General features: G+C 48.2%; 19 protein-coding genes, 1 other RNA gene and 1 pseudogene. 8 read left to right on the top strand and 13 right to left on the bottom strand.

All coding sequences use genetic code 11. The features are described 5' to 3' along the window. Window positions 1-6: 6 nt before the first annotated feature. From VSQ62_RS07610 to VSQ62_RS07570, 9 genes are all read right to left on the bottom strand, one after another. Window positions 7-1,362, bottom strand: coding sequence for an ABC transporter substrate-binding protein (locus tag VSQ62_RS07610; protein WP_334634103.1), 1,356 nt, complete (start codon window positions 1,360-1,362; stop codon window positions 7-9). A gap of 14 nt (window positions 1,363-1,376) precedes the next feature. Next, entirely contained in the window at window positions 1,377-2,144 is a 768-nt protein-coding gene (locus VSQ62_RS07605) for a ZIP family metal transporter (protein ID WP_334634102.1), read from the bottom strand. Window positions 2,145-2,189: 45 nt separating this feature from the next. Continuing rightward, the gene (locus VSQ62_RS07600) at window positions 2,190-4,022 is read right to left on the bottom strand and encodes an ABC transporter ATP-binding protein (RefSeq protein WP_334634101.1); all 1,833 of its coding nucleotides are present in this window, start codon (window positions 4,020-4,022) and stop codon (window positions 2,190-2,192) included. Window positions 4,023-4,025: 3 nt separating this feature from the next. Beyond that, window positions 4,026-5,813 carry an ABC transporter ATP-binding protein gene (locus VSQ62_RS07595; RefSeq protein WP_334634100.1) on the bottom strand — a complete coding sequence of 596 codons (1,788 nt, stop codon included), beginning with the start codon at window positions 5,811-5,813 and terminating at the stop codon, window positions 4,026-4,028. Window positions 5,814-5,925: 112 nt separating this feature from the next. After that, window positions 5,926-6,107, bottom strand: a non-coding RNA gene (gene ssrS, locus VSQ62_RS07590) — 6S RNA. 85 nt (window positions 6,108-6,192) lie between these two features. Further along, entirely contained in the window at window positions 6,193-7,674 is a 1,482-nt protein-coding gene (thrC, locus tag VSQ62_RS07585; protein ID WP_334634098.1) for a threonine synthase, read from the bottom strand. A 16-nt stretch (window positions 7,675-7,690) separates the two neighbouring features. Beyond that, entirely contained in the window at window positions 7,691-8,179 is a 489-nt protein-coding gene (gene leuD / locus VSQ62_RS07580; RefSeq protein WP_334634097.1) for a 3-isopropylmalate dehydratase small subunit, read from the bottom strand. Next, on the bottom strand, window positions 8,179-9,453 hold the full coding sequence (leuC, locus tag VSQ62_RS07575) for a 3-isopropylmalate dehydratase large subunit (RefSeq protein WP_334634096.1): 1,275 nt from the start codon (window positions 9,451-9,453) through the stop codon (window positions 8,179-8,181). Before leuC ends, leuD begins: the two co-directional genes overlap by 1 nt. Before the next feature lie 167 nt (window positions 9,454-9,620). Beyond that, the gene (locus tag VSQ62_RS07570) at window positions 9,621-10,562 is read right to left on the bottom strand and encodes a putative ABC transporter permease (RefSeq protein WP_334634095.1); all 942 of its coding nucleotides are present in this window, start codon (window positions 10,560-10,562) and stop codon (window positions 9,621-9,623) included. 133 nt (window positions 10,563-10,695) lie between these two features. Between VSQ62_RS07570 and VSQ62_RS07565 the strand changes: the two genes are divergently transcribed. From VSQ62_RS07565 to VSQ62_RS07530, 8 genes and pseudogenes are all read left to right on the top strand, one after another. Then, window positions 10,696-10,926 carry a FeoA family protein gene (locus tag VSQ62_RS07565; protein WP_334634094.1) on the top strand — a complete coding sequence of 77 codons (231 nt, stop codon included), beginning with the start codon at window positions 10,696-10,698 and terminating at the stop codon, window positions 10,924-10,926. After that, entirely contained in the window at window positions 10,923-12,962 is a 2,040-nt protein-coding gene (gene feoB / locus VSQ62_RS07560; protein WP_334634092.1) for a ferrous iron transport protein B, read from the top strand. Before VSQ62_RS07565 ends, feoB begins: the two co-directional genes overlap by 4 nt. Before the next feature lie 126 nt (window positions 12,963-13,088). Further along, a pseudogene (locus VSQ62_RS07555) lies at window positions 13,089-13,450 on the top strand (TnpV protein). 655 nt (window positions 13,451-14,105) lie between these two features. Beyond that, window positions 14,106-14,288 carry a helix-turn-helix domain-containing protein gene (locus tag VSQ62_RS07550; RefSeq protein ID WP_334634090.1) on the top strand — a complete coding sequence of 61 codons (183 nt, stop codon included), beginning with the start codon at window positions 14,106-14,108 and terminating at the stop codon, window positions 14,286-14,288. Next, window positions 14,285-14,947, top strand: coding sequence for a response regulator transcription factor (locus VSQ62_RS07545; protein ID WP_334634089.1), 663 nt, complete (start codon window positions 14,285-14,287; stop codon window positions 14,945-14,947). Before VSQ62_RS07550 ends, VSQ62_RS07545 begins: the two co-directional genes overlap by 4 nt. After that, window positions 14,944-15,948, top strand: a complete 1,005-nt coding sequence (locus tag VSQ62_RS07540) for a sensor histidine kinase (RefSeq protein ID WP_334634088.1) — start codon at window positions 14,944-14,946, stop codon at window positions 15,946-15,948. Before VSQ62_RS07545 ends, VSQ62_RS07540 begins: the two co-directional genes overlap by 4 nt. Before the next feature lie 193 nt (window positions 15,949-16,141). Further along, window positions 16,142-16,912, top strand: a complete 771-nt coding sequence (locus tag VSQ62_RS07535; RefSeq protein WP_334634086.1) for an ABC transporter ATP-binding protein — start codon at window positions 16,142-16,144, stop codon at window positions 16,910-16,912. Then, window positions 16,899-18,941, top strand: coding sequence for an FtsX-like permease family protein (locus tag VSQ62_RS07530; RefSeq protein ID WP_334634084.1), 2,043 nt, complete (start codon window positions 16,899-16,901; stop codon window positions 18,939-18,941). The genes VSQ62_RS07535 and VSQ62_RS07530 overlap by 14 nt, the downstream gene beginning before the upstream one ends. 119 nt (window positions 18,942-19,060) lie before the next feature. On the opposite strand, the gene VSQ62_RS07525 is transcribed toward VSQ62_RS07530, so the two are convergent. From VSQ62_RS07525 to VSQ62_RS07510, 4 genes are all read right to left on the bottom strand, one after another. After that, entirely contained in the window at window positions 19,061-19,891 is an 831-nt protein-coding gene (locus VSQ62_RS07525; protein WP_334634082.1) for a PHP domain-containing protein, read from the bottom strand. Window positions 19,892-20,064: 173 nt separating this feature from the next. Then, entirely contained in the window at window positions 20,065-20,937 is an 873-nt protein-coding gene (locus VSQ62_RS07520) for a hypothetical protein (protein WP_334634081.1), read from the bottom strand. A gap of 15 nt (window positions 20,938-20,952) precedes the next feature. After that, window positions 20,953-21,564 (bottom strand): DUF6465 family protein, encoded by a 612-nt coding sequence (locus VSQ62_RS07515; RefSeq protein WP_334634080.1) that lies wholly within the window; start codon window positions 21,562-21,564, stop codon window positions 20,953-20,955. A gap of 92 nt (window positions 21,565-21,656) precedes the next feature. Beyond that, window positions 21,657-22,499 carry a putative manganese transporter gene (locus VSQ62_RS07510; RefSeq protein WP_334634079.1) on the bottom strand — a complete coding sequence of 281 codons (843 nt, stop codon included), beginning with the start codon at window positions 22,497-22,499 and terminating at the stop codon, window positions 21,657-21,659. Window positions 22,500-22,502: the final 3 nt, after the last annotated feature.

Raw genomic sequence — 22,502 nt, 5'->3', positions numbered from 1 at the left:
CTTCTCCTAATGTATGGTCTGCGCATCATTCCATGATTCATCCAGCCGCCTTGCCGCCGTCTCCACATGAATGGTATTCGTTGCCAGAGAATACAAGATATTCTCCATATCCTGCGTGAAATTCTCCGGCGTCTCAAAATTACCGAAATATGTCTCGATCTTATCCGCATACCGGTAAGAAGTAAGGAGATTCTGCTGCACGATCGGCGCCGCATACAGTACGGCGTCCTTCGTCGTAGGCATGGCATACATCGCCTGCAGAATCTTGCGGTAATTCTCCTTCTGATAGCTGAATTTCAGGAACTTCTCTGCCGCCGCCTTCTTCTCTGGATCCGCGGCACATTCCCTTGAGATCGCAAGCTGCGATCCTGACTTATGGATCACCACCGGTTCCCCCTTCTGATCCGGCATATAGAACCAGCCCATTCGGAACTGCACCGGATCCTCCTCAAGCTCTTCACCCAGGGTCGTCTTATCCGATTCGCTGGCCAGCGGGTAGGATTCCAGGATCTCTGTAAACATACTTGGCTCTGTCAGAAACATCGCAGCCTTCTGATTCAGGAGCTGTACAATGATCTGATTATCATTCATATTGATGGAATCTTCAAGAACGAAGCTGCCGCTCATGAATTCCTGATATTCCTTCAGGACCTCAAGCATATCCTCATCCTGGAAAGATACCTCTCCGGCTTCCCTCTTCTTCTGCCATCCGGGATTCTTCGCCTCTACCCTGGTGAGGAAGAAATAATTCAGCCAATTGCTGTTGGTGTCGCTTCGGCTTCCTCCCACTGCAAGAGGCGCCACATGATTCTCCTTAAGCGTCTCGCACACACTGATAAATTCATCATAAGTAGCCGGTACGGACAGCCCATACTGCTTGAATATAACCTGATTGTAGATGATCCCGATAGAAGTATCATAGAACGGGAGTGTATAGACCGCCCCGTCGATCTGGATGGGGTTCTTGGCAAGCTTCCCAAGATCGGCTGAGATCGGCCCAAGCTTATCTGCCTCAAGGAACATATATGGATCCTCTATCTCGAAGATATCCGGGAATTCCCCCAGCGCTTCCTTGGCTTTCAACTGCTCCGTATAGCTTCCGTTGTTGGAATGCTCTGTGACGATAGAGATACCTGGATGTTCGCTTGTGAATTCTTCGCACAGCTCCTCCATCGCAGCCGTCCATCCGATATTCTCTCCCGTATACAGGACAGACAGCTCCGTCTCATCCTCCAGATTCTCCTTCTCAAGTATGGACAGCTTCCCCTTCTCTATCTCTCCTTCATCCTTCGTACATCCTGCCAATCCGCATACGGCTGCGGCCGCCGCTAATGCAACGGCCGCTATATGGCTTCGTCTCATATGTATCTCCTTCCTTATCCAAGCGCCACATCCAGGATCATCATCACCAGAAAACCAACAATGAATCCCAGAGTCCCGGACTTCTCATTCTCTCCCGCATTGGCTTCCGGTATCAGCTCCTGAACGACCACATAGATCATCGCCCCCGCCGCAAGCGACAGGAACCAGGGCATACCCGCCCTCACCGTCCCCGCAAGCGCTGCCGCCGCAACACCGAACACCGGCTCCACCACCGCCGACATGCTTCCGATCAGGAATGCTTTCTTCTTACTGAACCCGTTCTGGATCAGCGGCAGGGCAACCGCGGTCCCCTCCGGGAAATTCTGGATCGCGATCCCAAGGGCAAGCGCTGCCGCCCCGGAAAATAGCGCCGCATCCTCCGGATTCTGTGCCGCCAGTGCGAACGCAAGCCCGATCGCCATCCCTTCCGGGATATTATGGGCTGTGATCGCCGTCACCAACATGGCGGTATTCTTCTTCACCCCAAAATTCTCCCATCTCCCGATCAGATAATCCACCGCCAGAAGAAGCAACACGCCCAGAAGAAACCCGCCGGTCATCACAAGCCAGCTGATCTGCCCGTTCTCCTCCGCGAATTCGATCCCCGGAAGCAGCAGCGACCACACCGAAGCAGCGATCATCACCCCTCCGGCAAACCCTAGAAAGCCGCTCTGAATCCTGCCTCCCATATCCTTCTTCACGAAGAACACTCCCGCCGCTCCAAGCGTCGTCACCGAGAAGGTCAGAAGTGTCCCAAGTAATGTCCATATCATACCATTCATTTTCCCACCTCATCTCTAATATACGGCGAGAAACACAAATGGTTCTTAAAAATTCTGGAATGCCCTCATAGAAGCCTCTTCCTCAAACTGTCTGGAATACAGCTCATAATAATATCCTCTGACGCCAAGCAGCTCCTTGTGGGTTCCCCGCTCAATGATCTTCCCGTCCTTCACCACCAGGATCAGATCAGCCTGACGGATCGTCGACAGCCTGTGTGCGATGATGAAGGAAGTATGCCCCTTGAGCAGCCTCGCAGTCGCCTGTTGGATCAACTGCTCCGTCTGCGTGTCGATGGAGGAAGTCGCTTCATCCAACACGAAGATACTGGGACTGGCCAGGATCGCCCTGGCAAAAGAGATCAACTGCTTCTCTCCGGTAGAGAGCCTCCCGCCGCTCTCTCCTACGTCGCTGTCATATCCCTTCTCAAGCTTCCTCACGACCTCGTCTGCCGACACGTTCCCTGCCGCCTCCTCGACCTCCTCGTCAGTAGCCGTAAGCCTCCCGTAACGGATGTTCTCCCGGACTGTCCCTGAGAACAAATGCGGGTTCTGCAGTACATAGCCGATCTGGCTGTGCAGCCATAACTGGGATCGCTCCCTGTAATCTACGCCGTCGATCAGGATCCTTCCTTTCGTCGGTTCGAAGAAGCGGCCCACCAGGTTCACAAGGGTAGATTTGCCCGCCCCGGTCTCTCCGACGATGGCCACGTTCATGCCCGCCGGTACATGGAGATCGAAATGCTCCAGAACGAACTCTTTCCCGTCCGGATACCGGAAGGATACATCCTCGAACACAATATCTCCCTTGATCTTCTCCCAGTTCTCTCTCTTGGGATTAAATGCATCTCCGTATTTCTCAAGCACCTCCGCTCTGTCCACCACATTCGGCTCCTGCTCCAGAAGATCCATCACACGTTCGATATTCGCCTGACAGGAGATCAGCTCCGCCAGAAGCCTTGCAAGCTGCTGGATCGGCTCGAAGATGATCACCGCGTAAGAGATGAACACCGACAGCGTCCCAAGCTTCATGATCTCCTCCTTCACCATGTATCCGCCCTGTGCCAGCACTACCGCCGCCGCAATCGAACCAAATAGCAGGATCGTAGGGATATAGACTGCGTTCAGCTTCGCCGAATGGCTTGCCGCCCTGTGCATCTGTGCCGTCCTCTCGAAGAAAGCCTTCTCATTGTCCTCCTCGATCCCCATGCTCTTGGAGGTCTTGACCCCCGTGATCCCTTCGTTATATGCGCTCGTGATCTGTGCGTTGATCTTCCTCACCTTCCGGTTCCAATGAAGGATCTTATTCTGGAAATAGACCGTCAACACCGCGATACAGGGCACGATCAGCAAGATCACCAACGCCAGCCTCACGTTCAGGAAAAACATGATCCCAAACACGCTGACCACATAGAGCAGCGCCCAGAACATATCCACAAGCCCCCAGGCAACCACCGTGGCAATTCTTAAAGTATCGCTCATCACCCTGGCATGGATATATCCCACCGGAGTCGTATTATAGTAGGAGAATGATAATCTCTGCAGATGTTCGAACTGCGCCCACTTCAGATCCTTACCCACATTCATCTCAATGGTCGTCGCCGCGCGGACCGAGAAATAGACGCACATCGTCTGGATCACGATCACGGCCACGTAAGCAAGCGCGAACCCGGAAAGGCCCGTTAGCCTGTCCGCAGTAATAAAACGGTCGATGGCGTAGCTCTGGAACAGAGGCACCGCCACGTCGATCCCCGCAAGGAAGATATTGAGTCCCAGAGTAACAGCGAAATATCTCTTATAAGGCCTGAAAAACGGCAGCATCTTCCCCCATACCTTGATGCTGAACGGTTTGTCATATTCCTGCTCTTCGTATGCCGCCATCTTCTACACCTCCATCCTCTCTCTGTCATCCTGGCTCATCTGTATCTCATAGATCTTCTGATACAGTCCGCCATTCTTGATCAGCTCATAATGCGTACCTGATTCCTCCATGCGGCCGCGGTTCAGCACCATGATCTGATCCGCTCCCATAAGCGTGGTGATCCGATGGGAGATCAGGATCACCGTCGTCTCCTTCATATGCTCGCCAAGCGCTCTCCGTATCCGTGCATCTGTCTGGGAATCCACCGCAGACAGGGAATCGTCAAACACCATGATCGGCGCCTTTTCAAGCAGCATCCTGGCGATCGCAACCCTCTGGCGCTGGCCGCCGGAGAGCGTGACGCCCCGCTCCCCTACCAATGTGTCGTATCCGTCCGGAAATGCCATGACCGCATCATCAATACAGGCAATCTTCGCCGCACGGCGGATCTCCTCCATGGACGCATCCGGCGCAGACGCGGCTATATTCTCCCGGATCGTCCTGGAATACAAGAACGGCTCCTGCAGGACCATACCCACCAGGCCCCGCAGTTCGTGAAGCGGGATCTCACGGATATCCTTCCCGCCAATCCTGATACTTCCCTGTCCGTCCGCAAGTTCATAGAGACGCATCAACAGCTGCACGATCGTCGACTTGCCGCTGCCGGTGCCCCCAAGGATACCAAACGTACATCCCGCCGGGATCCGGAAGCTGATATCCGATAACACAGTCTTGCCGTCTTCGTATCCGAAATTCACATGGTCGAATACGATATCGCTCTTATCCGGCATCTCCCTCAGGGAACTGTCCGCCTTCTCTGGTTCTTCATAGGATTCCTCTCCGGCCCGGATGATATAATCCACACGCTCGAAAGAGACCCCCGCCTTGCTCATATCCGAAAGGATACGTCCAAGCCCGCGGATCGGCCATACCAGCGTCGTATTGTACGATGCAAATGCAATAAATTCTCCGACGGAGATGCTGCCTTGTACTGCTTCCGCCGTTCCCAGCACGATAACCGTAACCACCTGAAGCCCCGTGATCAGATCGCCCACGCCCCAGTATAACCCTGACAGGGTCCCAAGCCTGATCCACAGATTCGCAAATATCTCATTCTTCTCCCGAAACCGGTCCATCTCAAACCGCTCACGGCCGAACGCACGTACCACACGGACTCCGGTGGCGTTCTCCTGCACCACCGTCGACAGCTCCCCTTCCGCCTCGTCCGCCACTATGAAACGCTTCGCGATCAGCCGGTAGAATACCGCCGAATATATGATAACAACCGGAACAAACAACAGAACCACCAGAGACAATCTTACATTCATCGACATCATCATCGCGAAAGACGTCACAATCAGAAATACGGTACGAAATACCTCCAGCAATTGGGTCACCACGAAATTACGGATCACCTCCACGTCCGAGGTACACCTCTGTATGATATCGCCGGTCTGGTTCTGATCATGCCACTCCATAGGCAGCTTCTGCACATGGGTAAACAATTCATCCCGCATATTCTTCGCAAATGTCTCTCCCGCCATAGCCGTGTTCGACCGGCATATGTACTGTGATATCCCTGACAGCAGCGCAACGGCAACCAGCAGAACCGCCAGCATCCAGAGGTGTTCTGACAAATACTCATACTTATCCCCTCCCAGCACCGAATCAATACTGAACCGGAAGATCTGAGGCGTCAGCGCATTCAGACCCGTCGTCGTCAGAGACGCCAGCACCGCTATTGCAAAATATCTCTTAGACCCGTCGAAAAAATGGCGGATCAGATTCCTCTTCCTGTTTTTCACATCCATTATATCTCTCCACACAGTAAGAACCCGGCTTCGCCGGATCCGATACAACAATCAAAGTTTCCTAAATATGTACAAAAAAGACAGCCATAAAAGACTGCCTTTTATCATTTGTAGCTCCCCCAAAATGCCGGTTCCTGTATTTTGACTCCTAGCATATGCTAGGTGGGTGTCCGCATCCGCTTTTCTGCCTTCCACTGCATAACTTGGAGGCCTGGCATATTACGGAGATATAAGAGTCCCGTTTAAAGTTTTGTAGGTTCAAAATTACAAGAGTATCGAGCACCCCAGGTTTCCTGAGACTTATTATACTCTATTATTTCACTTTTTTCAATAACAATTACAAAAATCCGTAAAACCCATTTTTTTACAGTTTTGTCTTCTATAACAGATCTCTCACAAGCTCCTTCATCTTGTCCGCATCGCACTCCAAAGTATGCAGCGCCTTGGCATCAAGGATATCCCGGATCGCCTGGGGCAGCTCTACGCCCGACACTCTCTTCAATTCCTCAAGGAGCGCGAATTCATCCTCGGACTGATATTTCCCGTCGATCGCCGTCATAACGCTCTTGACGAATTTGTACGGACTGGCAGTCGATGCGACCACACACTTCCTGGCGTCTTCGCTTCTGCTCCTGTACTGTCCGCAGACATGCGCTGCGACAGCCGTGTGCGTATCCATCACATATCCTGTCTTATCGTAAATGTGCTTGATGCAGGCGGCAGTCTCTTCCTCCGACGCGAAACCAGCCGCAAAATCAGCAAGCTTCGTCCGCATCTCGTCCGTGACCGCGTAGCTTCCTCCGTTCTTAAGCCCCGCCATCAGCTCCTTCGTCTTGTCTGAATCCTCTCCGGTGATCAGATAGATCAGCCGTTCCAGGTTACTGGAGATCAGGATATCCATAGAAGGAGACGAGGTCAGCACAAACTCACGGTTCTTGTCATAGGTACCCGTCTCAAAGAAATCAAACAGCACCTTATTCTCATTGGACGCGCAGATCAGCTTCGCGATCGGCACACCCATCTGCTTCGCATAGTATGCGGCAAGAATATTGCCGAAATTCCCTGTAGGAACCGCCACATTGATCTCTTCTCCGTCCGCGATCTCTTCATTCTCCAATAATTTCGCATAGGCATAGACATAGTAAGCAACCTGGGGAACCAGCCGGCCGATATTGATGGAATTGGCAGATGAGAACTGATAGCCCTTCCCGGCCAGCTCTTTCGCAAATTCCTGATCCTCGAAGATCGCCTTCACCCCGTTCTGGGCGTCGTCGAAATTCCCATGGATCGCAGCCACAGCTACGTTCCCTCCCTTCTGGGTCACCATCTGCAGCTCCTGGACCTTGCTTACGCCGTTCTTAGGATAGAATACGATGATCCTGGTCCCCTTCACATCAGCGAAACCTGCAAGCGCCGCTTTCCCTGTGTCCCCGGAGGTAGCCGTCAGGATCACGATCTCATTCTCCACATGGTTCTTCTTCGCAGATACAGTCATAAGATGCGGCAGGATCGACAGCGCCATATCCTTGAACGCGATCGTCGCTCCGTGGAACAACTCCAGATAATAAATCCCGTCCACCTTCGCAAGCGGCGCGATCTCCTCCGTGTCGAACTTGGCGTCATATGCCCTGGCAATACAGTCCTTCAATTCCTCTTCGGTAAAATCCGTAAGAAACTGCTTCATCACCGCATAAGCCGTCTCCTGATAAGACAGACCCTTTAATTCCTCCATCGAAACATCCAGAACCGGCAGCTTCTCCGGCACAAACAATCCGCCGTCCGGCGCCAGCCCCTTAAGGATTGCCTCAGACGCGCTCATTCTTAATTCAGAGTTCCTTGTACTTTTGTAATACAGACTCATCTTCTTCTCCTTCTTCTTACCTCTTGCTGTTGGTGTACTTAACCAGTCCGCCCGCCGCGATCAGCTTCTGCATGAATTCCGGGAATGGCTGTCCCTTGAATTCCGTACCTTTGGTGCGGTTATAGATCATCCCGCTGTCGAAATCTACTTCCACCTCGTCCCCTGCCTCGATTCCCTTCGCAGCCTCCGGGCACTCGATGATCGGCAGACCGATATTGATGGCATTCCGGTAGAAGATTCGGGCAAATGTCTCCGCGATCACACAGCTCACCCCCGCGGTCTTAAGACACAGCGGCGCATGCTCTCTGGAAGAGCCGCATCCAAAATTCTTATTGGCAACGATCATATCTCCCGGCTTCACCCTGTTCACAAATTCCGGATCAATATCCGCCATTGCATGGCTCGCCAACTCCTGGGCGTCAAAAGAATTCAGATATCTTGCCGGAATGATCACATCCGTATCCACATTATCTCCATATTTGAATACATGTCCTGTCGCTCTCATTATCTGCCACCTACTTTCTCTGGATTCGCAATCTGTCCCGCGATCGCGCTCGCTGCCGCCACCTCCGGCGATGCGAGGTAGATCAGGGAATCCACATGTCCCATACGTCCTACAAAGTTACGGTTCGTCGTGGATACACATCTCTCGCCTGCCGCCATAACACCCATATGGCCGCCCATACAAGGCCCGCAGCTCGGTGTATTCACCGCACATCCCGCATCCACGAAGATATCCAGAAGACCCTCCGCGATACACTGCTTATAGATCTTCTGTGTCGCCGGTATCACCATCACACGCACATCCGGATGCACCGTCTGTCCCTTGAGGATCGCCGCCGCCTTGCGCATATCCTCCATACGTCCGTTGGTACAGGACCCGATCACAACCTGATCGATCCTGATCGGTTCCATCGCCTCGATCTCGTCGATGGTCTTCGCGTTGCCCGGAAGATGCGGGAATGCAACCGTTGGGCGCACTTCCGCGAGATCGATCTCAATTACCTCGTCATACTCGGCGTCTGCATCCGCCTCATAGATCTTATATTCCTTCTTCGAATGCTCCTTCATATATGCTTCCGTCTGCTCATCCACCGGGAAGATCCCGTTCTTAGCGCCCGCTTCGATCGCCATATTCGCCATGGTGAAACGGTCGTCCATAGAAAGATTCGCAATGCCGCTGCCTGTGAACTCCATGGATTTGTAGAGCGCCCCGTCCACACCGATCTTACCGATGATATGGATGATCACATCCTTGCCGCTGACATACGGTCCCGGCTTCCCTGTCAGCACGAACTTGACAGCGCTTGGCACCTTGAACCACAGCTCGCCGGTCGCCATACCCGTCGCGATGTCCGTTGTACCCACTCCGGTAGAGAATGCTCCAAGCGCTCCATATGTACAAGTATGAGAATCTGCCCCGATGATGCACTCTCCGCCAACGACAACGCCTGCTTCCGGAAGAATCGCATGCTCAACTCCTGACTTGCCCTGTTCAAAATACCAGGTAAGCCCCTGCTCTCTTGCGAATTCCCTGATCGACTTGGAATTCTCCGCTGATTTGATATCCTTATTCGGTGTAAAATGATCCGGCACAAGAACTACCTTGTCCTTATCATATACCTTCTTGGCCATCTCATTAAATATGGGCAGCGCCATCGGTCCTGTGATATCATTGGCCATAACTACGTCAAGCTTTGCCTCAATAAGCTGCCCTGCCACTACAGAATCCAGTCCTGCATGAGCAGCTAAAATCTTCTGCGTCATTGTCATTCCCATCACGACATTCCTCCTGTTCTTCTATTTAATCAAACAATCATATGTGGTATTCTACCACAGATGCACCTACTTTACAAGAAGTTCGGTTATTCGCAATGAGCCGGATCCTTTCAGAACCTACTCTATGACACGGTCAGCGCAGTACATGCTCAGACCTGCCTGAACTGTTACTCTGCCTTTCTTCTCATGCGTGACCTCAGCTCATTAAGCATCTCTCCATGATGCCGTGATTGCATCCGCGGAAATGCTCCAAGCAGACGTCTGGTGATCCGTGTAGTGCGTTCCGAAAGTTCTGTATATCTTCCCTTCAATTCTGCGTACTTGCCGCGAAGCTCTGCCGTGATCGCTCTCTGCTCTTCCCTGTAACGGTTCTCCCGTATCTTCTCCTCCATACGCTCAATCCGCTCTTCTATGAATCTCTTCTGTTCCTCCGACGCATTCTCAAGCTTCCCGCGCAGTTCTGCTGCCGACTCTTCCAACTGCCTTCTCGTCTCCTGAGACCGCTCCAGAGTCTCCATCACATTCTCATGGATATTCTCACCCAGCCTGTCCGAGATCTCCTTGAGTTCTCCGGCGATCTTATCCATCGTTTCAAGCTTCTTGTTAAGCTTCAGGACTTCCGCCGCCGTAGCGCACATATCAACGAATGTAACTCCCGAAAACACTACAGCCAACACGATTCCCAAAGTAAACGGAAGCATCTCAACCCCTTTGCGGAACACCGGATGGATCACTCTTACGATCACCACACAGGCAACGCCCCAGGCAAGAGAGAAGACCAGACACACATATCCTCCGATATTCAGCGGTTGGTTCGAATAGTCCCACCACTTGTGATGGAAGATCTTGTCCATCAGATAGCCCGTCATTCCCTCGATCGCAGTGACCAGCGCCGTGGACACCAGATACAGCGCCGCGATACTCAACTCCTTCGTCTCTAACAGAATCACGACACTGCCGACCCCTATCCCGTAGACCGGGCAGATGGGCCCGTTCAAGAATCCCCTGTTCACGAACCTCCTCTGCTTAACCGTTGCAAACGCAACCTCCGTACACCACCCTAAAAAACCATATATAAAAAAATACGAAACAAAATAGTATATCTGCATCTTTCTCCTCCGGTAACTGTCAATAAATCTTATGTTTACCAGTATACTTCACATTGCTATCTTCGTCAAATAGTGATATGATAGATTTACAATAGATAATAAGAATCAATAACATTTACAAGGAGCGATACATATGACACTCAAACAAGGGAAGAATCATCTCACCTACCGTGTCCGGTCCATAGATATGGAACTTCAGTTAGAACGGCGCCTCGAAGCGCTTGGACTCACCGAGGGGTCTCTCATCACGATACTGAACAATGATAAGAAGGGATCTCTCACCGCAAGATTCCGCGGTACCCGGTTCGCTCTGGGCAGGCGGATCGCAGACCACATAGAAGTTACGGAGGTGCAGGAACTATGAAAAAGACCGTCAATGTAGGCTTTATCGGCAATCCAAACTGCGGGAAGACCACCCTCTTTAACGCATTTACCGGGGCGAACCTGAAGGTTGCCAACTGGCCCGGCGTAACGGTAGAGAAGAAAGAAGGGAAAACGGTCTACGAAGGGCAGGAATTCAAGCTTATTGACCTGCCAGGTATCTACAGCCTGACTTCCTATACTATGGAAGAGACTGTTTCCAGGGAATGTATTATGAGCGATGAAGTAGATGTGATCGTCGACGTCATCGATACTTCCTGCCTGGAACGCAACCTGTACCTGACGCTACAGCTCATCGAGCTTGGCAAGCCTGTCGTTCTTGCATTGAACATGATGGATATCGTGGAAGAGCGCGGTATGGAGATCGATCTCCATCGTCTCCCTGAGATGCTCGGCGTACCGGCCATCCCCGTCTCCGCCAGGAAGAAATCTGGCCTCTCCATTCTGATGCATGCGGTTGCCCACCACAGCCAGAACAAAGAGGCCGGTCCGTTTATCCACCACCATACCGGCAAGTCCTCCTCCCACATGCACAATCATCACGAAGAGTACGCCATGGTCTACGAGGACTATATTGAAGACAAGATCGACATCATTATGAGACATTTGACCGAACAATACCCCGACGTGGCTAATCTGAGATGGCACGCCATCAAGCTGCTTGAGATGGACAAAAATGTAACCGAAAGCCATCCTCTTGACCTTCACGATGTCATTGACCGCAGCTATGAGAAGGATATCATCAACCAGAAGTATGATTTTATCGAGGAGGTCATCGACGAGATCCTGGTCAACAAATCCGCCAAGGAAGAATCCACCGACAGGATAGACCGTTATCTCACGCACCGGTTCTTCGGACTTCCCATCTTCCTTGGGATCATGGCGCTGGTATTCTTCCTGACCTTCACGATCGGCGACTGGCTAAAGGGATATTTTGAGATCGCGCTGGAACAGATCTCACTGCTTACCGCCGGCGGACTTGACTCTCTCCATGTAAGCCCGATGCTGAAATCCCTGGTCATCGACGGGATCATCTCGGGCGTTGGCGGGATCCTGACCTTCCTGCCGAATATCTTCATCCTATTCCTGGCGCTGGCCCTGTTGGAGGACAGCGGATATATGGCGAGAGTAGCCTTCGTCATGGACGATATCATGAGCGGGCTTGGCCTGTCCGGGCGTGCTTTCCTCCCCCTCCTCTTAGGGTTTGGATGTTCCGTTCCCGCCATCATGGCCTCCAGGGCATTGGAACACCGGCGCGACCGTTTTAAAACCATACTGATCACACCGTTTATGTCCTGCAGCGCCAGGCTTCCCATCTACGTCCTGTTCTCTTCGATGTTTTTCGGAAGATACGCCATGATCGTCTGCTATTCCATGTATCTGCTTGGTATCGCCGTCGCCATCACAACCGCGTACATTCTCTCAAGGATCGACGGAAGCAAGGCCGAGCACGCGCTGCTTATCGAGCTTCCGGAATACAAGTCCCCCAATGCCCGGACCATATTCATCTATGTATGGGAGAAGATCAAGGATTATCTGAGTAAGGCCGGAACCGTCATCTTCGTTGCATCTGTGATCATGTGGGTCATCTTAAACTTCGGTCCCCATGGATACGTCACGGATATCACCCAGAGCTTCGGTTCTCTGATCGGCAAAGCAATCGTTCCTCTGTTTGAACCCGCCGGACTTGGGTACTGGCAGATCATTGTGGCTTTGATCGCCGGAATCGCGGCAAAGGAAGTGGTCGTATCAAGCTGCAGCGTACTGTTCGGAATTCAGAATATCACGACCGCGGGCGGCATGGACGCCATGGTCGCCACCTTAGGCGGTCTTGGCTTCGGCATGGCGAACGCCTACGCACTGATGGTATTCTGCCTGCTGTATATTCCCTGTACCGCCACCATCGCTACAATCCACAGGGAACTGAAAAGTGTGAAACAGACCTTAGAGATCCTGGCTTATCAGATGTTCATCGCGTGGCTGATGAGCGTGATCGTGTATCATATCGGAATACTATAAATACAAGAACCCTCAAAAGGATGACATTTCATAAGGAAGTTAAAACAAAAGACTTCGTAATCAGCCAGAATGATTGGATTGTAGGCAAATTCAAATCATACGGAGGAATTCCAAAATGGCAAATCAATCTTTGAGAGATTAGGCGGCGAATATGAACAGCAAGGAGATTCTCTAATACCGTGCTTAACTGTACCCGCTGAAGAAGAACAGGCAATAGGAATATGGGGACAGCGGCATCTGGACTATCTGAAGCAGTACCGCAAAGTTACATATACCAATCTTCTCACAAGCGGCAGACTGAACGCCTATCTTGCTGACATCGACAGGCAGGCACAGGAACGCTCCCACAGGCTCATAGAGGACATGAAGCAATCACAGGGCAGAACGGAACAGCTTAAGGCAGAAACGCCTTAGAATGTACAGGAAAAGTCAACAATCTTAGCGTATATGCAAGGGAAATCGTAGAGCAGGAAATAATTTATACATAAACATATTGTTACCCCACTTATAATATGTAGTTTTTGAAAGCGATGTTTTCTATATATTGCACAAGTACACCCGCATTTTTTCTCTTGCACTAAAATATGATATGCTATATTATAGATAGAAATGGGAAAGCCACAGAAGCGGCTCTACCCCCGAACAATAACTTTTTACCTCATAAGAGGCAAGCCGTCACTATTGCGAGTAGTGGCGGCTATTTCTTTTTCCCTTGTAAATCTGATAAAACAAGTTAGCAAGGGCAACAATGAGTATTCCAATCTGAATTAAATCAGCATATGTAACATACATTGTATCGCCCTCCTTTCTTTCGTCTAGAGGGCTGTTACACCCTCCGAAAATACAAGAGGGGTAAAGCCGCCATTTTTTCGTTCCAAAAAAACTATATCGGAACAGGCAGGAATGGTAAGAGGAAAATGCGCCGTTTCCTACAGCGCGCTCTGATAGACAGTATTAAGGAGATGAGATTTTAATTCGATGTTTTTGTGCGGGAGATAGGAACTTTAGTTTGCTGGGCGACACCATGTTTCCTGCTTTGGGATTCTTCCGGAAATGTCAAGTAGTATTTAATTTCTTGATTTTATTCGTTTAACCGTATATAATTATAGCGAAGGAACTTATAGAAAGTGAGGGAGACAGAAAATGTTAGAGTTTATTTCTGCCCCGGAAGCGGCGAAAAAATGGGGCATTTCAGAAAGACGAGTGCAAAAGCTATGTGAAGAAAACCGTATACCGGGCGTGGCAAAATTCAGCCGCTTGTGGCTGATACCAAAGGACGCTGAAAAGCCAGCAGATAAAAGAAAACGGGAGGAAAACAGAAAGTGAAAATATTTATTGTTGAAGATGAAACAGAGATTTGTAAAGAGCTGTCCGTTCTGTTACAGAAATATGGCTATGCTTATGAAAGCAGCACTGATTTCGCACATATCACAGATCATATTTTGAAAGCGGAAGCAGACCTTGTACTGTTGGATATAAACTTGCCATATCAAGACGGTTATACGATATGCCGTGAGATTCGGAAACAATCGGATATTCCGATTATCGTTCTGACAAGCAGAAACACAGACTTTGACGAATTGATGAGCTTGAATATCGGTGCAGACGATTTTATATCAAAGCCTTATAACGCACAGGTATTGATAGCGCGTATTCAAAAAATATTAAAAAGGACTTATGAAGCACAACTTAATTCTGTCCTTATTCATAAAGGTCTGACAATCAATCTGCTAAAGGCTGCTGCTTCTTATGGGGATAAAGAGGTAGATTTAACAAAAAATGAACTTGGCATACTGCGTTTGCTGATCGTAAACAAAGGCAATGTGATACCGCGTGACGCGATCATAGATGAATTATGGCAAAGCGACGAATTTATAGACGAAAACACACTCAATGTCAATATTGTGCGATTGCGTAAGAAGTTATCGGAGATCGGTGCGCCCGATTATTTGGAAACAAAACGTGGATTGGGGTACAAAGTATGAAACTGACCGATTATATAATTGACCGCCTTTTTTCTGCTGTACTGTTTTTGGCAGCTATTATTTTTTCTATGGGGCTTCTTTGGTTAATGGGATTGCGTTATGAATTTATTATTTATATCGAAATAATATTCGGGTTTTCCTTTCTTGCAGCGTTTGTTTGGGACTACATAAGAAAAAAGAAATATTACTACGGATTTATGGCTTTATTTGACGGACTTGACGACAAGACTTTATTAGCAGAGCTTGTAGAAAAGCCGGGATTTCTTGACGGGAAATTGTTATATCAAATTCTACACCTGTCTAATAAGTACATGAATGATAAGTTGGCAGAAGCGGGAGCTGCTAATCAAGAGTACCGGGAATATATCGAAATGTGGGTACACGAAATAAAAACGCCGATAACCTCTGCCCATTTAATCATTGAGAATGACAAGAATATTTCTACAATCCGCATAGATGATGAATTGAATAAAATAGACCATTTTATAGAACAAGCTCTTTTCTATGCGAGAAGTACAACATTGGAAAAAGATTTTAAAATAGAAGAGACAACCTTGAAACCATTGGTACAGGAAGCGTTGAAAAGCTATTCCAAACAGATCATTGATGCCCACGGCAGACCTGTATTTGAGAATTTGGATATTCCAGTATTTGCTGATCGGAAATGGTGTGTATTCATTATAGGGCAGATTATAGCTAATTCTGTTAAATATGCAAAAGAAAATCTGATCCTCACTTTTGAGGGGAGTTCTTTTGATAACGGGTGCAGCCTTTCTATCTCTGATAATGGAATTGGTATAACCGAAGCAGATATTCTGAGGATTTTTGATAAGGGATTTACCGGGGAAAATGGGCGTAAATTTGGAAAGTCAACAGGTATTGGGTTATATTTATGCCGGAAATTATGCCATAAGATGAATATGGAAATATCGGCGGCAAGCAGTTTTGAAAATGGGACAACCGTAAAGATTACGTTCCCCAAAGAAAATCTTTATTCATGACAATAGAAGACTCGCGAAGCGTGGAACCTTACATTTCGGTAATGTAAATGTAATTTTATTTAATGGCACATTTTAATTTCTGAATGTACAATATGAAATATCAAAATCGCATGGCAATTTTGATATTTCAACGAAAGAAAATACTTCGTATTTTCTTGAGTCTGGCGAAATCAACGATGAAAGGAGCAAAATTATGACCCCCACGATTTTAGAGGTTTCAAACATTCAAAAATATTATGGAAACAAAGGAAACATTACCAAAGCTGTTAATCGTATTTCCCTGTCTGCCCACAAAGGGGAATTTGTCGGTATCATGGGTGCGTCCGGCTCTGGTAAGACAACATTGCTGAACTGCATTTCCACAATCGACACAGTAACCAGCGGAAAAATTTTAGTTGAGGGGAAAGACATTACTACTTTACGCGGAAAACAGTTGTCAGCTTTTCGGCGCGAAAAGCTGGGCTTTATCTTTCAAGACTTTAATCTGCTTGATACATTGACTGCGTATGAGAATATCTCCCTTGCCCTGTCCATTTCCGGCATAAAAGCAAAAGAGATTGATAAAAGGGTACAGAAAATTGCAAGGGCATTGAATATCACGGAAGTCTTGGAAAAATATCCCTATCAAATGTCCGGCGGACAGCAGCAGCGTGTAGCCGCCGCCCGTGCAACGGTAACAAATCCGGCTCTTGTTTTGGCTGATGAACCTACGGGAGCGTTGGATTCCCGTTCTTCCCATATGCTTTTGGATATGCTGGAAGAATTGAACCAAAACCTTTCTGCAACAATCCTCATGGTAACGCATGATTCTTTCACAGCCAGTTATTGCCGCCGTATTCTTTTTATTAAGGACGGGAAAATTTTCAATGAAATTCACCGTGGGACAAAATCACGGAAAGAATTTTTTGAAGAAATCATGGAGGTAGTTTCTGTATTGGGAGGTGAAAACAATGATAGAAGGTAAATTGATTATTCGCAATGTACGCAAAAACATACAGGACTATATGATTTATTTTCTGACGCTTACGGTTTCGGTAAGTATGTTTTACGCTTTCAATTCCATTCAGACCCAGCCAGCATTAAATGATCTTGACACAACAAAGCAAATGCTTTCTGACCAGCTAGGGATATTGCTTTCTGTATTATCTGTTGTAGTGGCTATTGTGCTTGCATTTCTTATCCTGTATGCAAATCAGTTCCTCTTAAAACGCAGGAAAAAGGAATTAGGGATTTATACATTGTTAGGAATGGAAAAAGGGAAAATATCAAAGATTTTTGCAGGGGAAACCTTATGCGTGGGTATTCTGTCCCTTGTGTTTGGGATTATATTAGGGTTGCTTTTGTCACAGGGACTTTCCATATTTTCTTTACGCCTGTTTGCAATAGATATGAGTAAGTTTCAAATTGTTTTTTCCATAAGTGCGCTGAAAAAGACAATCAGCTGTTTTGTATTGATTTTTCTGATTGTTATGATTTTTAATGTGCGCACGGTTTCTTCGGTCAGGCTGATTGATCTGTTGACCGCCGGCAGGAAGAATGAAGTCATGGCATTAAGGAACAAAGCCGCCGGGATTTCTTTAGCCGCGCTTTCTATCCTTTGTATTGTTTCTTCCGGCGTGATTATTCAGCACTATGGTATACTTCCCAGCCGCGAAAATTCATGGTTTCAGATTGCAGTAGTTTTATTAGCAGCAGGGACAGCGCTTTTCTTCTTTTCTGTATCGGCAGTATTGCTTACAGCAATACAGGCAAACAGAAAAATTTATCTGAAAGGGCTGAATACCTTTTTAAGCCGACAGATTGGAAGTAAAGTGCAGACAGATTTTATGACTATGAGCATAGTATGTGCTTTGCTTACCATATCTATTTGTGGTATATCCGTGGGGATAAGTTCTGCTTTAACCATGAATGAAACGTCTAAGGCTGCGCTTCCTTATGATCTGAATGTTGTTGCGGATATTGATGTAGCGGGAGAAACAGACATTGCGGCATACCTGAAATCAAGGGACGTGGATATGGGTATCTATGCAGACAGCTTGGCGCAGATCAGCCTTTATGAAGCAGAAATAACCTATGGAGATTTATTTGAAGGGCAGGACTTAAACTTATGGCACATTGACGAAAACATTCCCGAAATGGGTGTTTCGGTAGTTTCCATTTCAGATTTTAACCGAGCATTAGCGGCACAGGGGAAATCCCCCATAAATCTTGCTGATAATGAATTTCTCTTGAACTGTAATTACAAAGGTACTTTGCAATATATTGATTCGTTTTTGCAGTCCTGTACGGAAATTGACATGAATGGGACAATTTTACAACTGGGTGGGAAGAAGCCGCTGGGTGAAACCGTTTTGATGACTTCGGTAGGCAATAATGACAGGGGAACCTTTATTGTTCCCGATCATATCGCTGCATCTTTAGCAAAAGACATGAATATTTTGTTAGTACAGTATAAACCCGGTATAAATACAGATGAAATATTGCAGAAAATGATACCGATTGGGCTAGAATGGGAAACAGAGGGGTATCGGTATACTGAAAAAAACATGCTGAGCAGTATGTATTACGGCTCCTGCGCGTTGCTGGTATTCTTATGCTGCTATATCGGGCTGGTATTTCTGCTGATATGCGCCGCGCTGCTGTCCCTAAAACAGTTGACAGAAACCGCAGATAATATTTACCGATATGGTTTATTACAAAAGCTGGGAACGGATAGCCGGTTGCTTTTCGGAGCATTATTCAAGCAGATAGCGATATTCTTTGCCTCGCCGCTTTTGCTTGCAGGAATGTTTTCAGTCTTTGGAATTGGAAAAATCACAGCGATTGTAGAAGAATTTCTAAATATGCACATATCTACAAATATTGGTATTACTGTTTTGATGTTCTTGATCGTGTATGGTGGATATTTCATTGCCACTTACCTGTCATGTAAACATATGGTTATGGAAAAACAAATATCAGCAAACTGTATGGACCTTGCAGGAGTTCGATAAACCGCCGGAGAATTGATAAATTTTTCAGCATTAAAAATTTAGAGAGATGCAACTCATACAATCACATCTCTCCCTGATCCGGACTGCAGATATCTCTAAAGTCCCTATATGCTGTTCTCTTAACCTCTTCCCCGCAGCTTAAGATATGGGATCTCGATCGGATCTATCGGATCGATCGGGTTCTCCACCTGGCCCTTTTCCTTCCTCTTGCGCATCTTCAACAAAGCTCCGCCCTTGTTATAGAACCAGAAAGAGTACACCAGAAGCTTGTTCGCCTTCCCAATCTTGTCCTTCGTCGTCTTCCCATATATCGTGCCGCCTACTCCGATCGGAACCTTGCTACGGATCAGCGAGATCAGCTCCGTCTCGCAGGTCACCCGCTCCGGCAGCTCCGTATACGCCAACGACACACAGTCCAGCTTATGAGAATCACTGCCCCCAATGGCAGGCTTCTTATACTTCATGGCAAGCTTCATCGCGCCTGCGTTGGACTCCTCCGGCTCACACGCGTTAAATCCTTCAATAAAATCGAATCTCTTAATGATCTCCGGCGACTTATAGAACTTCTTCGTATGCGCGAAACTCAGATACTTCTCTCCGCAAGGGTGTGCCGGCCCTAAGATCCCGCCGTGTCGGTGTACGAAATCAATCAGGACGCTCACAGGCAATCCCTTGATCTCCAACAGGCGCATCTTGACCCCCTCTGGCATGATACAGATAATATGTCCCGCATCATAAGTGTCATACTCGATCCCCTTCAATACAACAAAATCCTCGTGGACCTTCCCCTTCATGTGATATTTCCAATGGCGGTATCCCTTGTAAGTATCATGGTCCGTAATCAGCATTCCCTCAAATCCATGCTCTTTCAACTTCGTGATATATTCATCCAGACCCACTTTACTGTCGATAGAGCCCTCTTTAACATGACAATGCATATCAATCTTCATATCTAAGGCCTCCTTCACTCATATTTCTCTGGTTCTAACATTCCTGTGTCTTGTTCTATTATATCACATCTGCTCTAAAATACAACCAAATCGAATCCTCATGGATGAAATTCCCTATAGTAAAATAAAAAAGTTACCGCTCACCGGCACGCCCGTAAACAGTAACCCCTGAATCATAATTCTTCGTTGATGATCGTTATGTCATCATCCTCTTCTTCCATATCATCACTGCCGGTATCCCTGGCAGAAGTCTTCTGGGTGGTCTTGCTCTTCTTACTCTTCTTGACACCTCTGATCTTCCTGCTGCCAGATTCGTCGTCGTCCTCTTCCTCCTCCAGTATACGCCTAGCCTTCTCGACCTCTGATTCCCTGGACACCTGGTCTCTCATCTGTCTGGCATATACTTTCTCTTTCTTCCCGATCTTCCTGGACTGCACCATGAACTGTGTCCAGATTCCGATTAATGCCAACACAGCTCCTACTCCATATCCAAGCCATATATTCCCGCCGGCAAAAAGCAGCGCCGCGGCCGATATCCCGGCAGACAGAGCTCCCGATATCCCGGTAATGATTACCACAATCGGATCCGTCCAGATCAAAGACAGCACCGACATCAGCAGTGCAGCCCCTCCGCACACAGCCAGCAGAATTATAATCTGAGGGATGCGCAGAGACATCACGATGCCCGCCGTATATAGGAACACTACCAGAAAAACACCCAGCTTACGGACTGCCGCTGCAAACACAGCAACCATAACCGCACATACCAGTATCGTAACCGGAATCATCGTACCGGAAAATTGAAACCCGAAAACCACGGCTGTTCCGATCCCTGCTCCCACTGCCAATCCTGCGATCGCCGATAATACCCGGATCAGTTTCAGCCCAAGGAAACAGACGATCAGCCCAATCACGACTGCCACGATCCGTACAATAAATACCATCTGTGAAGTCCACGCCAAAAATGTCTCAAGCTGTCCATTCATTGACAAAAGCGAATCAATCTGTCCGTTTGTCATCTCAAGTAAATTATCTCCAATCCACATTCCTCAAAACCAATCCTATTCGTACAATGCAATTGCTCCCGTCTCTGTTCCGTTCACAACATAGTAAACGGCATTCTCTTCCGGCTTGATGTATAATTCTATAGATTTGATATCCTTGATCTTCTTGCCGGATGCCGTCCATGCCTTCTTCACATTCGCAACGATCGCGTTCTCTTCTATCTGTTTTCCATAATGCTCAACAACCGCGTTCACCTTGATCTCCTTTTTGGCTGTCTCTTTCTTCACGGTCTCTTTCTTCACAGTCTCCTTCTTCGCTGTTGTCTTCGCAGGTGACTTCTTCACTGTATCCTTCTTCAAAGTAGCTTCTTTCTTTACTGTTGTATCTTTCTTCGTTGTTGTTGATCTCGCAGACGTCTTCTTCTCAGGTTCTTTCTTCTCAGGTGTCTTCTCAGGCGCTTTTGTTTCTGCTTTCTTTGCTTCTGCAACTGGTTTCACTGATTCTGCCGCAGCTTCTGCCGTCGTCTTCTCAGGCGCTTTCGTCTCTGCTTTCTTTCTTACTGCCCTTGCCGGTTTCGCTGCTTCTGTTGATTCTGCTGCAACTTCCGCGGCAGATATCTTCGCAGTTTCAGTCTTCTTAGTTTCGGATACTTCCTTCTTTGTAACCATTATAATTCCTCCTAATTTCTCCTAAGCTTCTTCACCGAGTCGTGAATATTATAACACATTCTTCCAGAAATGCAATCACAACTTATAGTATCTCAGAGAATCAATCCTGCAGCCACACCGAATCCAAACAACGTAAGAATGATCTTCAGGTTCTCCATCTTATCATGATTCACCCTGCACAGCACCGCGAGTCCGACTCCTGCCCCCGTACACAGACCTGCGGTCACAGACGCAAAAGTTATGGCCTTGCCCAGATACAACTGCGTCAGAATGACCGAGGCCGCACAGTTTGGAATCAGCCCGATCACGGCTGCGATTACGGGCTGGAAGATCGTATCTCCCAGTAAAAAGGCTGATAACTGCTCAATCCCGAATAATTCTACTCCAAGATTCAGCACACCGGTAAATATAAACAGATATACAAGAATCTCTGCCGTATGTCTCCATGCCGCCCTGGCGATCCCAGTCTCTTCCATGCGATCTTCCCCATGCGTCCCCCACTCCCTGCGCAGGCTTCCTCTCTCCTTGGGGACTGTTATCCACCTGGCAAGAAACAGGTCTGTCAGATAACCGGCGAGAACAGCGATCACGACTTTCGCCGCCAACAGCGGGCCGATCGCCGCAACCGCATCCGGATTCCCCAGCAGGATCAGCACCGCCTCATCAGAAGTCGCTATGAATACCGACAGAAGCGTCCCCGTCGAGATGATCCCGCCCGTATAGAGATTCGCTGCAACGACACAGAATCCACACTGGGGAATACATCCAAGCAACGCACCCGCCACCGGACCTGCCCTCCCCACCTTCAAGAGTATCTTCTCGGTAAATGCTCCCGAATACTTCTCCAATACTTCGATCAGCATAAAAGCCGCGAACAGGTAGGGCAGCATCTTCAATACGTCCAAACTGGTGTCAATGAGAATTTCTTTCATCATCTA

The sequence above is a fragment of the Sporofaciens sp. JLR.KK001 genome (genome assembly GCF_036941055.1).
GTDB lineage: Bacteria > Bacillota > Clostridia > Lachnospirales > Lachnospiraceae > Sporofaciens.
The sequence above is the reverse complement of the archived record's forward strand: the minus strand, read 5'-3'. Positions and strand labels throughout refer to the sequence as shown.